The 13316-nt window shown below is 27.3% G+C and carries 11 protein-coding genes; all 11 read right to left on the bottom strand.

Features of this window, described 5'->3' with window-relative positions; translation table 11 throughout:
* Positions 1-259: 259 nt before the first annotated feature.
* The 11 genes from IU405_RS05630 to gmd all read right to left on the bottom strand — a co-directional run bounded on the left by IU405_RS05630 (position 260) and on the right by gmd (position 13283).
* On the bottom strand, positions 260-1000 hold the full coding sequence (locus tag IU405_RS05630) for a WecB/TagA/CpsF family glycosyltransferase (RefSeq protein ID WP_197437637.1): 741 nt from the start codon (positions 998-1000) through the stop codon (positions 260-262).
* A 486-nt stretch (positions 1001-1486) separates the two neighbouring features.
* On the bottom strand, positions 1487-2527 hold the full coding sequence (locus tag IU405_RS05625) for a glycosyltransferase family 4 protein (RefSeq protein WP_197437636.1): 1041 nt from the start codon (positions 2525-2527) through the stop codon (positions 1487-1489).
* Positions 2524-3003, bottom strand: a complete 480-nt coding sequence (locus IU405_RS15765; protein WP_262894634.1) for a serine O-acetyltransferase — start codon at positions 3001-3003, stop codon at positions 2524-2526. The genes IU405_RS05625 and IU405_RS15765 overlap by 4 nt, the downstream gene beginning before the upstream one ends.
* Before the next feature lies 1 nt (position 3004).
* A complete protein-coding gene (locus IU405_RS05615; RefSeq protein WP_197437635.1) occupies positions 3005-4225 on the bottom strand; it encodes an O-antigen ligase family protein in 1221 nt (406 codons plus the stop codon).
* A gap of 5 nt (positions 4226-4230) precedes the next feature.
* Entirely contained in the window at positions 4231-5373 is a 1143-nt protein-coding gene (locus tag IU405_RS05610) for a glycosyltransferase family 4 protein (protein WP_197437634.1), read from the bottom strand.
* Complete coding sequence (locus IU405_RS05605) at positions 5373-6491, bottom strand: glycosyltransferase (protein ID WP_197437633.1); 1119 nt, start codon at positions 6489-6491, stop codon at positions 5373-5375. Before IU405_RS05605 ends, IU405_RS05610 begins: the two co-directional genes overlap by 1 nt.
* Complete coding sequence (locus IU405_RS05600; RefSeq protein WP_197437632.1) at positions 6481-7650, bottom strand: polysaccharide pyruvyl transferase family protein; 1170 nt, start codon at positions 7648-7650, stop codon at positions 6481-6483. The genes IU405_RS05605 and IU405_RS05600 overlap by 11 nt, the downstream gene beginning before the upstream one ends.
* A 30-nt stretch (positions 7651-7680) precedes the next feature.
* Entirely contained in the window at positions 7681-9426 is a 1746-nt protein-coding gene (locus tag IU405_RS05595; RefSeq protein WP_197437631.1) for a thiamine pyrophosphate-binding protein, read from the bottom strand.
* 9 nt (positions 9427-9435) lie between these two features.
* Positions 9436-10494 carry an NAD-dependent epimerase/dehydratase family protein gene (locus IU405_RS05590; protein ID WP_197437630.1) on the bottom strand — a complete coding sequence of 353 codons (1059 nt, stop codon included), beginning with the start codon at positions 10492-10494 and terminating at the stop codon, positions 9436-9438.
* A gap of 13 nt (positions 10495-10507) precedes the next feature.
* Positions 10508-12061: an MATE family efflux transporter gene (locus IU405_RS05585; protein ID WP_197437629.1), complete on the bottom strand. Its 1554-nt coding sequence runs from the start codon at positions 12059-12061 to the stop codon at positions 10508-10510.
* Between the two features lie 82 nt (positions 12062-12143).
* Positions 12144-13283 (bottom strand): GDP-mannose 4,6-dehydratase, encoded by a 1140-nt coding sequence (gene gmd, locus IU405_RS05580; protein ID WP_197437628.1) that lies wholly within the window; start codon positions 13281-13283, stop codon positions 12144-12146.
* Positions 13284-13316: the final 33 nt, after the last annotated feature.

Below are 13316 nucleotides of genomic sequence, written 5' to 3'. Positions count from 1 at the left end.
GATTTTTGGGGTTATTTGTTTATCGATGATTTGCTTAGTAGTGCAAGGGTTACTTTTGTTAAGAGGTTAGGGGTTAATCGATGAATTGGTGAAACAAGGTAACCATATATCGATGAATCCCTCACCAAGTCTTAGTCTTCGTCTTAGTTTTAGTTTCTTAAAGGTTCCTGTTGTTTAAAACTCATATAGTTTGGCTATACTACATGACAATCAATCTTCGTACAACAAAAATCGAACACCGAACATCGAAAAACAAATCCTAAGAACTACTAGTGTCTTTTTTAAAAAAAACTTTCAACAATAAATAAATAAAGAAAGGGCCATAATACAGATACCTTCGCCACATACGTTTGGGTTCTTTGACCAAACGAATGAACCATTCCAAGTGCAGGTCAATCCAAAATTGACTGGGTCTTTCTACAGTACCCGCATAAAAATCAAAGACGGCTCCAATGGCACAAATGGTTTTGGTGTTTAAAAACTCTTTGTTTTTTGCAGCCCATTTTTCTTGTTTGGGGGCTGTCATTCCCACAAATAACACATCGGGTTGCACTTCATTTACGGCAGCAATCATCCCATCAATGTCTTGTTTAGAGAATTCCGGTTTAAAAGGAGGGGAATAAGTGAACACCCTAATTTTGGGGTATTCAACACCTACTCTATTTTTTATTTTAGTCAAAGTATGTTCTGATGCCCCTAAATACATACAACTCCCAGCAGCTGCTTGCAATTTCTCTAATAAGTATTGATGAATGTCTGCTCCTGCAATTTTTTGAATGCGTTTCTTTTTGAGCAATTTGGCAGCAATGACAATCCCCACACCATCAGGTAATAAAATATCAGAATCTTGGAGGGCTTTTTTGAATTTATAATCACTCTCGGCAATGCAATAGGAATATTGATTGATGGTGGTGATTAATTGTTGCTGTTTATAATCTATTTTTGTAATCATATCAATAAAAACTTGATATTCCAGCAACGAGATTGAGCTATAATTCATGATCGAATTTACAATTTAATTATATAATGACTTTTGAAGTATTACTTTTAATCTTTACTTCGAGATTATTAAAGTTATTTACTTCTTAAAAGATTTCTTTTGCCTTTTTTACAAGTTGCTATTCTTGGTATTTTAATTTCTTAAAAAAAATATAGTTAACATAAATTATTGATTTTCATTTATATTTAACCAAAAGAATTTGTGTTTTGATTAAAAAAAATGCTAGAAATCTATTGATTTACATTAATTTTTTAATTTCAAAAACAAAATTAATATATTTTAATTTTGTTAGATAACTCAGTTAATAAATAACTAAATATTAAACCCATTTTTATTTTTTTAAATTAACATTTCTAAAACATAAATAAATACATAGTATAATTCAAATTATATACCTAAAATTCTTAGTCCAATTGAAAAGTTTTAGAAATCAGATTGCATAATTTTATTTTCATTAATATAAAATTATTTAAATTGAACTAAATATTAAAGCGAAGCATACAGTTGACTTATTTTGTTACCAATTATTTCTTGATTGAAAATAGTATTTGACAAATTAATAGATTCTTTTCTTAACTTAATTCTTAAATTTTCATCATTAATTAATTTAACAATACACTCTGTTAATTCATCTATGTTTCCTGGCTTAAAAAAGAGACAATTTTCAGAATGAATTCCAATATCTGGCATACCCCCTACTGGTGTGGATATTGTAGGAATTCCATAAGCCCAAGCATCCAAAACTGCCATAGGAAAACCTTCATTATAACTTGGCAAACAAAAAATAGAAGCCTTATTAAAAATTGATTCCTTCTCATTATCTTTAATCCAACCTAAAAATTTTACCTGACTAGAAATATTAAATTTATCAACCAAAATTTTCGCTTTTTCTATTTCACCATTTCCCGCAAAAAAAAGTGACCAATCAGGATATTTATTTGCCACATTTGCGAAAGCACTAATTAAAGTTGAATAACCTTTTCTTTCATTAATTGTACCTGCGAAGAGTATTATATTCTCTTTTTTAATTTCTTGAGATAAATTAACTTTAGGACATGGATTGTATATAACAAATATTTTTGATTCTTTTAAATCAAGATATTCTATAACCCACTTTTTCCATAAATCAGATAAAACTATAATACAGTTTGAAGTATTAAATACACTTTTATATAACCATTTATATTTACTATTTATGGTTGTTTCCGGACTGAAAGCATGGAAATGTATGATAATTCTTTTCTTTAATAATCTACAAATTAAAAAATAAAATGTTTTACGTTTTAATGATTGAACCTCACTTAAATGTATATGAATTATGTCATAGAAAGGAACTATAAACAAAAACTTTGTAAATGATTTAATAAAATACCATAGTTTATAAAAAATATTTTTGTCTATATGTGTTTCCAACCATTTACAATTCCATTCTTTCCAATATGATTGGGTTGAATGAGCCTTAATAACTGATGTTATGCCTCCACGTGTTTTTCTACTTGTTGCAATTACTAGGATTCTTTTCTTCATAATACTTTAATTATTTTAGCTGGATTACCAGCAACAACTGTATTATCAGGAACACTTTTTACAACTATTGAACCAGCACCAATTATAACATTTTCGCCAATTTCAACCGATCCAATTATAACTGAATTTGCGCCTATTTTCACATTGTGCCCAATAATTGGAGAAGGACTTCCCTCTGTTGAATTACCTATTGTAGTATTTTGCCTAATTATTACATTTTGTCCTATAATTGTATTACTGTTAATAACAACACCTTGTCCATGATATAATCTGAAACCATATCCAATTTTTGTTTCATCTGAAATATCTATTCCTAGTATCCATTGAACAATGATTTTGTAAAACAATCTAATTGGAAAACCAACTATTTTTAAAAATTTATTTTTTGTAAAACATGCACTTATTCTGAAAAAAATAATAAAAAAAAGACCTTTTGTATTGCCTCTTAAAACATACAATTCATCATAAATATTCATATCAAACTTTATTTATATTATATTTAGTTTTAGTGATGCCAAAAGCTAATAAAACTAAATTTATTAATAACATAGTATAAACTTCTTGACCACCTTGGACAAACATCATAGTTAAATACATATAAAAGAAAGCTATTATTATCAGTTTACCTTCTTTTATAAATGGGTGTTTAATGTTCTTATTGAAATTAAATAGGAACATAATATAGAATAAAAATGAAATTAAACCATTCTGAACTAAAATATCAATAAAACCATTATGTGAAAAAACTCTAAAACCTATGTATTTATTATTACGTTCCATTAATTCATTTTCTCCAATTCCTAAAAGTATCTCTAAAATATTATTGTTTTCAGACCAACTCTTAAAAGATGTTTCCCATATTTTTAATCTTCCAGAACTGATTGTATTAGTATCAACTACTTTTTTATCATCATAGATAGTCTTTCCAATTAACCTGTTTCTAAATCCTTCGTCAGTATTAAACTTAAACAAGAAAAAAAAACCAATTATCGTAAAGACAGTAATAATTCTTCCTAGATTTTTTATTTTTTGTTTATAAATAAAAATAAAAAACAATCCAGTTACCAAAATTAAAAGAGCTGTTCTAACATAAGTTAAATAAACAGAATAAAACAAAATTAGTAAATTTAATATGTAATGAAATTTTGTGAGTAATGACATTTTTTTATTAAAATAAAACAATTCATAGATTAAATAGCATAAAGAAAATGTCAATAAAATAGCAGTACTATGAACAGTTTGAAAAATTGTAGAAAACCCCTCACTATCACCACCATACAAAGCTACATCATATCCTTTTGTCAAAGGAGATAATATTTTGAAATGAAAAATCAAACATGAATAACTTGTAAAAAAAACAAAATACCTTAACATACTAAAATATTTACTTCTTTGTAAATTTAATGAAAGAAAAAAATGATAAGTTAATGGGAATAATAAAATTTTAAGAGTTACAGATATGGTTTCAATAGGATAAGAAAATATAGAAGTATTGATTAGACTCAAAAAAGTAATAAAATAGTATATATAAATAAATTTTGGAGCTTTAACTTTTTTTAAAATAACGTATAAAATTGCAAAAACACAAAATAAACCTTTCCAAATTTGTCCCCATTTAACAGGGCCAATATAAATAGGCTCTAAATAAATAAAAAAAAATAAAACAAAACCAATAAGTATGTTTTTAAATTTTTGCATAAATATTAAGGAATTAGTTTTTGAAATTGATTATCAATCTTTTCAAAAGTAAATTCATTTTTAATTCTTAAATAATTTAATTCAATAATTTGTTCAACAGATTCTGGCTCTCTTATATACTTTTCAAGTTTATAAACATATTCATTTGTGTCATTATCAGTAACAAGAAACTCTTTAGATAAAAGAAAATCTGTAATATCAGGTAAAGTATTAGAAATTATAATTTTTTTCATTGCCATCGCTTCAATTATTACGTTTGGCAATCCTTCATTGGTTGTTGGAAAAATAAATATATCTGACGCATTTAAAAATTTTTCAATACAAGTTACATTTTCATATAAAAAGAACTGATTATTAGTATTTTCAAAAACTTTTTTTAAATCACTAATTATAACATTTGATTCTTTATGGTTTAAATCACCACATATTACAAAAGAATAATTTATATCGATTTTTTCATTTAATTTTTCAAATATTATTTTAAAATTATCCGCACCTTTTCTAAAATTCACACTGCCAACAAAAAGAACTATTGGAATATCGGTAGGCAATTCCAGTTCATTTCTTAATAATAATTTTTCCTCTTTACTTTTTATTGGTTTAAATTTAAGAATATCAACTGGATTGACTAAAAGTTGAACTTTTCCTGATGTATAACCAAAATCAAAACATTCATTAAGAACTGCGGGAGAATTTACTATTATCTTATCCGCTAATTTAAATTGTAAATTCTTAAATTTATAATATAAATTAATAAAAATATTTTTAGATTTACTTGCTGGCGAGTCAACCCCCATCAAAGTAATACCAATAATTACTTTTTTATTTAACAATTTACAAATTGTTACTGCAAATAATGAATGCCAATGAGGAGAAACCACATAAATTAAATCAAAAGATTTACGCTTTTTAATTAAGTGATAAATTAAATCAAATAAAATAAAAAGTTTAGATCTTAAAAATAAAATATCAGACTCAGATATAAAACTATTAATTTTCTCAAAACGATTTCTCTTTGTAAGAGTTACAATACCCGAAAGATTTTTTTTTTCTTTAAATCTCTCAGCCATTTTAAAAGCTCTTAAATATCCTCCTCCATAATCAGGTGGTATATAATTAATATAAAATAAAGTTTTTTTATTATCCATTAAATAGTCTTAAATAATGATACATATTGATTTACGATTTTTATTGAATCAAAAAAATGTGATCTTTCGATACAAGCACTGTACTTATAACCCTTTTCATGCTTTATCAAAAAATTATAAAGCTGATCTACAAATTGTTGATTCGCATTCAATGGAATTAATTTACCCATCTCATTATTTATTATTATTTCATTAGGACCGTAATTACAATCAGAAACAATTGGATAAACACCACAAGCCATAGATTCAACAATTGTCATATGAAAACCTTCCCATAAAGAGGTAGACAGATAAACATCTGAATTATTAATGTATGACCAAGGGTTTTCAACAAAACCTAACATAAAAACACTATTTGAAAGTTCCAATTCATCTATTTTTTTTTCAATACTCTCACGCAAAGGACCTTCACCAAGGATTATTAATTGTACTGGAATCTTATCGTTCAATTTTTTAACAATTTGAAGCATATCAAAATATCCTTTTTGCTCTACAAGCCTTCCAATAGCAATAATGTTTTTTTTGAGTTTAATTTTATCAGTAAAAAATTTTGGTATAATTTGTGTTTTATTTAAGATCCCTTTGATGTCTGCTGGATTATATATTGTAATAATTTTATGATCTAAAATGTTAAACTTTTTTATTAATTCACTTCGAATTCCATCAGATACTGTTACTATTTTATCCGCATATTTATAAAAATAAAATAAATCTAATTTCTTAATAAAATTTTTAATTTTGGATTTTGATGATAAGTAATTTCTATGAGGATTATTATGTTCTGTTAAAACAACCTTTAAATTTGGTCTAAATAAGAATTTTGTCCTTAAAGCAATTAAATTAGCATTTGGCATAAAACTAACAACTAGTTTAATATCATTTCTTTTAATTATGTTATTAAAAACAATAATATTTTTAATAAAAATATGATATGATGAAGACATATCAATAACTTTAACATGATTTGGTATTTCATCCTTATATTCACCCGATAAAGAGCCTATAGCCAAAAAAGCTTCAAAAATTGATTGATCTAAGTACTTTAGAATTTCTAACAAAACTCTTTCAGCTCCCCCACCATTCATAGAACCAATAACAAATAAAATTTTAATTTTCAAAATAATTTAATTTAGTATTTTTAGACTCTATTTTTTTTAGTAAAAGTTCTTTAGAATCAGAAACAAACTTTTCAGATTTTATTTTGTAATTTTTTCTGTCATTATTGTTGTAAATCGAACCTTTCTCAATTGCTTCTTCATAGCTACTTACGATATTTTTTGACAAATCTAACCTTTCTGAAATATCTAATAATCTAGATGATCTTATTTTTTCCGAATAATAAGCCAAAAAATTTCTTTCAAATTTATTCGCAAATAAAACCCCATGAAAAGAATCTGTGTAAAAAAATTCAGCATATTTTATTAAATTCATCCATTCGATAGGTGATGAATCAAATAAATGTATATCTGCCCAAGAAAAATAATTAGGATTTTTATTTGTTAAATAACACGCTACAACTTTTAAATCACCAAATTTATTCTTGATTTCTTTAATCATTTTTAAATGTCCGCCTTCTATTTCTTTGCCAAGTATATAAACAAATATATATTTAAATTTAATGGGAGATTTAGTTACTAATAGATGATTAAAATCAATTAACATAGACGGATCACAAACAACATCAGCTTTTTGTTCACTAGTAGTATGCACAAATTCTTGTGTCTGGTTATCACGGACACCAACCCAATAATAATCCTCTAATGCTTTTTTAAGTATAATTAAATCTTTTTCCTTTACTTCTTTGACACCTCTGCAAGCTGCGTAAGATAATCTTTTCCCATTAAAACTTACAAATGGAATTAAAAAATATGCGTCGTAAAAGCCATCAATTGAATTCCAAATTTGATCACTTCCTGTTATTATAACTTCATATTTATTTAAATCATGATTTCTTTGATTTGCGTCAAATAATTCAGATATGTTTAGGTATTTTTCTCTAAATAAATTAAATTTTTTAGTTTGAACATAGAGTGCTTTAAATTGCTTAAAATATATTAATAAATGATTTATTTTAAAATTTTTAAAAGTATAAACTAATTGATTTTTAATAATACTAATTATAGTAACTATTATATTTTTTTGAGGTTTAAAGTTTATTACCTCTGCATCAAAACCTTTTTGTTTTAAATACTCCTGAAGTGCATAACACTGCAATAAAGCACCGAAATTATCCTTATAGTGATATGTTAGGATACCTATTTTTCTTTTTATTAACATGCTTATATCTTATTTAACAATTTTAAAGTGTTACTTACCCAATTTCTTTTTTAATATATTTATTGTGTTTTTTCCAATTACATCTTTGACCATTTTTGCAGTTTTACTTTGATAAATAGTTCTTATCATTTGTAAAGCATCTGATTCCTCTTCACTGTTTGTAAATACTTCAAATAACATAGATTTTGAAGTTATGTCTGCAAATACAAATCGATTATAAACATTCATGAATTCCTCTTTGTTTGAAGCTGTAAGGTATTCAAATCCTAAGTTTTCTGAATAATTTTTTAATAATAGACTTGACTTATTTCCAAAATGGTAACCTGCTGCGATAAAATTATCTGCAGTCTCTGCCAATCCTGCTAAAGTAGCAAAATTACTATTATGTCTAAACTCTGTTCCTTTCCCATTGTTAACTACTAATATCCTTAAGTTGTTTCCAACATGACGATTTCCTAATACATTCATATCATAAAAAAATGCAAGATCTCCGGTAATACAGAAGTATAGTTTACTTTTATTAACTAATGATGCACCAATAAGTGAAGATACACATCCATCTATCCCAAATCCTCCAACATTTGAATATGAACGAACGGAATTCGGTAAATCAAAAAAATTCCAAGACCGTAAACTATTTAAAATAGCGAAATGTATAACAGAATTATTAGGTATTTTATTAGCTAAATTAGACGCTATCCAAATGTTAGAAAAGGGAAGTTCGTTAATCAATTCTCTTGTCTTTTTTAAAAGCTTTAAACATTCCTCATAGTAAGAACTTTCAGTTTTTTTACCAATTTTAGAATAATAATCAAAAAATACCTTTTCTGGCATTTCAAATACATGGGTAAGTTTTCTATATTGATCTTTAATTTCTCCATCTTCATTAACCCTCCAAACATTCTTACTTTTTATGTTTAAAGTATAATAATCCCCTGTAATTTCTCCAATCTGTATTAAAAGTTCAGGAAATAGTTGAGGCTTATCTTCCCTGCCACTTCCTTGAATTGCTTCCAATGAAAAATTAATACTGTATTTACCAAAATAACCACTTGTATGATCACAAAAAACAACCGCATTATTCTTTTCACAGAATGTTTCAATTGATAGAGTTTCATCAATGCTAAATTTTTTGTGAGAACTTATAAAAATTGCAACATACCCGACAGGTAAATCTGGAAAAATATCTTTTGATGTAACCCTGTCAATTTTTCTATAGTTAGGAAGTTCTTTTACATTATAATTTAAAGAATATTTAGTAGTCAAATTAATATGGACTGGTCCTCCTCCGTGTCTCTTAAGCTCAAGAATTGCTTTATTAACTTTTATCTCACAATCCCATAGATCATCCTCATCTTTAATAACTGGTAAATCAATTACTAACTTTGCAGTATCTTTCGGCATAACACTTACATCCAATATTTGAGCAATATTATGCCCAATTTTTGATGCACCTTGATGAGAAGTAATAGATAAAATTGGTAGTTTCCTATAAAAAGCTTCGGTTAGTCCTGGAAAGTAATTTCGCGATGCAGTTGCTCCAGTGCAGCTTAAAACTACTGGCTCATCAGTTTCTGCTGCTATGCCACAAGCCATATAAGCAGCTGAACGCTCATCAACTGAAGAATAAACCTCAAAGAAGGGATCGTCTTGGATACTTGCAACAAATGTTATATTTGTACTTCCCGGTGAAGCAACTACCCTTTTTATATTGTTTTGTTTTAATAAAGAAATAATAACTTGTACATTCTTTTCATCTGTATAATATGTTCTCATGATAAAATTTTATTTTTTTAAATATCTATAATATATGTATTGTAAAATACTTTTAATGTTTTTGATTTCTATAAATGATGTGTGTTCCCTACAAATCTTATCTTTCATTGCCTCAGCTGGCCAGTATACATTATTAAATTTTGGGTTGATAAGAAAAGATTGTAAACAAATCTCTAATCCATCTAAAGTTTTTTTAAAATCTTTTGTATCTATAAACCTATTAATTTTAGTGTTATCAAATACTCTATTAAACATCCTATCATATTTAATCTGATAAACATTTGAATGCATTTTTAAAGTCTCATCATCATTTAATAAAATATATTTTGGTCTGTAACCAATATGCCTTTCTATAACTGATATATATAACTGTAATATATTTTCCCATTTATTAGAATCGTCAACAGTAATATGAAATGTATTACCAAATGCATTATCCTTATTAAGTACTGCGAAAATTCCTCTAGCAACATCAAAGCCATAAGTTAATGTTGTTATTGATTCAGCAATACTACTTGAAAATACAATAGTGCGTCCTTTAAGTGCACGATATAACCATGCTTCTTTTTCTAAAAACCCAAGTTGTAATCTTTTCTCATCATAAGTAATGTAGGGTCTAATAATAGTCCAATTCAATTTTCCAGTATCTTTTAAAATATTTTCTTGTTTAGCCTTACTCAAAGAATATTCGTCAGTTGCTAAAAAATCATTATCATTTGAAACATCTAAAAGACGTGGGGTATTTTCTTTGATAATAGAATCATTATTTGAATATACTCTTGCTGAACTTAAATAAACATACTGTTTAGTTCTTTTTAATAAAGTATTAATCCTAAGTTCAAATTTTGAGGTGGAATATACCATAAAATCAACGATTACATCCCAAGATTCCTTTAGAAGTTTGGCTAAAAAAACATCATCATGTGCATTACCACAAACATAATTTACATTTTTAGTAGAATTTATTTTACTTCTTGAAGTTACAGTAACTATATTACCAGAGTCCCCTAAAAGTTTTACTAAATGAATTCCCATTGCTCCAGTACCTCCTAAAACCAATACTTTCATATCATAAGTATATTTAATTATTTGATTTAATAAGTTTGAATACTTTAATTCTTATTTGATTATTAACTTTCAACCTGAGTGATCTATTCAAACCAATAAAATAAATACAAATAGACGTTATCAAAAAAGAAATGAAACTGTTTAATATTGACAAAATTATTGATTCTTTTATTATAAAATCAACACAAAATGATAAAACAGCAGATATAAAAATTATCATTATTACAGGAAATAATACTTGTTTTAAATAATGGTTTACATTTATACCAATCAAATTTGAAACAATATATAAACGTACAATAAACATCATAAAATTAAATATAATTGCTATTATAAATACAGAATAAGCTGGATAACCTATACTTACAAATATCCAAGATGTAAAAAAAATTAAAATTTGCATACAACCAAGTATTAACTCATATTGTTTCATGTTTCCTGGTGCTCTAGCAGCAGTTGTAAGTGGAAGACTTATTGATACTATTAAAGATTCAATTAATGCAAGGCGCGTAAATAGAATTGCAAATTCAGGAACTTCCTTTAACCACAAACCCAAAATAGTTTCCATTTCAATAAGTAATGGCAGTGCAAATATCCACATTAATGAAAAGGTAAGTTTTGATCCATTAAAAATCAACTCAAACATTCTATCTTTATTACCAGAGGAATAACTTTTTATAATAGAAGGATATAATCCTAAATTAAAACTAGAGGCAAACATATTTATTCGACCACTAATATTAGTAGCAATTGCTCGGGAAGCTACTGCTATAGGACTAAAACTTTGATTTAAAAGTATTGTTACAGCATGTGTTCTAAAAACTGTAGACAACTGTCCAAAGAGAGTCCATCCAGTATAATTTAGTATTTGTTTGAAAAGTTTTTTGTCCCAATAATATCTTTTAAATTGACATTCATTATACTTTTTCAAACAAATTATTATGTAAATCAGTAAATTTAAAAATGTTACTAAAAAAATTAAAAATCCATACAGTGGAAGCTTGTCTGCCACAACATAAATAAGTAAAAAAACAACACCTAATTTTAAAAGAACCTCAACAATTGCAACATAAGCATAAATACGCATATCTTCATGGGCAATAATAATTGCGGTAAAAGGAGCTGTAAGTAAAGTTGCTATAAAAGATATAGTTGAAAAATGGTAAAGATATATTACAGCATCATATCTTTCAAAAGGAATAATTAACTTGTTTTTGATATACCAGATTCCTAAAGTTTCTAATAAAACAAGCGAAATTAAACCCAAAACTAAGTAAAATATAAGATTTACACTAAAAGTTCTTTTTAATTTTTCAAAATCATTTTCTCCAAGAGCAAAAGAAAAAAAACGTTGTGTTGCCGAAGCCATAGTACCACTTAAAAAAGATAACAAAAGTACAATTCCACCTACCACATTATAAAGACCAAAGTCTTCAACCCCTAAAACATCTAGTGTAATACGAACTGTATATAGACTTACTAATAAAACTAATATTTGTCTTATATACAGCATTATAGTATTATTTACTATTTGCTTATTACTATTTAGAACTATGTTCTTTTGCATTTGCTTTACAGTGATAATTTTTAATTTATTAAAGTTTTAAATAAAACATAAAATTCATTTATTTTATTTAAATATAACATTTTTATTCTGCCTGTTTCAAAATTTCATGTCCAGCTTTTAGCAAATCTACATCTTTTTTCATTAAAGCAATGTCTCCTTCCATCATATCGTGTACCAAAGAAACCAAATCATGCTCAGGCACCCAACCCAATTCGCATTTCGCTTTCGTGGGGTCACCAATCAACAAATCTACTTCCGTTGGACGGAAATATTTAGGGTCAACGGATAAAACTTCTTTACCAATTTCAATTTGGTAGTCTTTGTGATTACAAGCAGTTACATAAGCTTTTTCATCAACACCTTCCCCTTTGAATTCCACTTCAATTCCTACTTCTGAGAATGCCATACGAACAAAATCACGAACTGTGGTAGTTACTCCCGTCGCAATAACCCAATCTTGAGGTTTGTCTGCTTGGAGAATCATCCACATCATACGCACATAGTCTTTGGCATGTCCCCAATCACGTTTGGCTTCTAAGTTTCCTAGGAATACTTTGTCTTGCAAGCCCATCGCAATTTTGGCTACAGCACGAGTGATTTTACGTGTTACAAAAGTTTCACCTCTTCTTGGAGATTCGTGATTGAATAAAATTCCGTTGCAAGCAAACATATTGTAGGCTTCACGGTAGTTTTTGGTAATCCAAAATCCATAAATCTTGGCTACTCCATAAGGAGAACGTGGGTAAAAAGGCGTACTTTCGTCATAAAAACCACGCTCATTTTTATTTTCTTCCAATCCTCCGTACAATTCTGATGTAGAGGCTTGGTAAATACGTGTTTTTTCGGTCAATCCCAACAAACGCACTGCTTCCAAAATACGCAAGGTTCCCAATCCGTCTACATTACCCACATATTCCGGCATGTCAAAAGATACCTTTACATGACTCATCGCACCTAAGTTGTATATTTCATCTGGTTGAATTTCTTGAATGATTCTTGTCAAATTCATCGAATCGGTCAAATCCCCATAATGCAATTTCAATCGTTGGTTGGGGTCGTGTGGGTCTTGGTATAAATGATCTATACGGTCGGTATTGAATAATGAGGATCTTCTCTTGATACCATGTACGATGTATCCTTTTTGTAATAATAATTCTGCTAAATAAGAACCGTCTTGGCCAGTGATTCCGGTAATTAGTGCGACTTTTTGTTTGTTTCCCATATTCGTTGTAAATTATTTAGTAGTCGTTTTTCG

The sequence above is a fragment of the Polaribacter sp. BAL334 genome (assembly GCF_015767435.1).
In the GTDB taxonomy this organism is placed as follows: domain Bacteria; phylum Bacteroidota; class Bacteroidia; order Flavobacteriales; family Flavobacteriaceae; genus Polaribacter.
The sequence above is the reverse complement of the archived record's forward strand: the minus strand, read 5'-3'. Positions and strand labels throughout refer to the sequence as shown.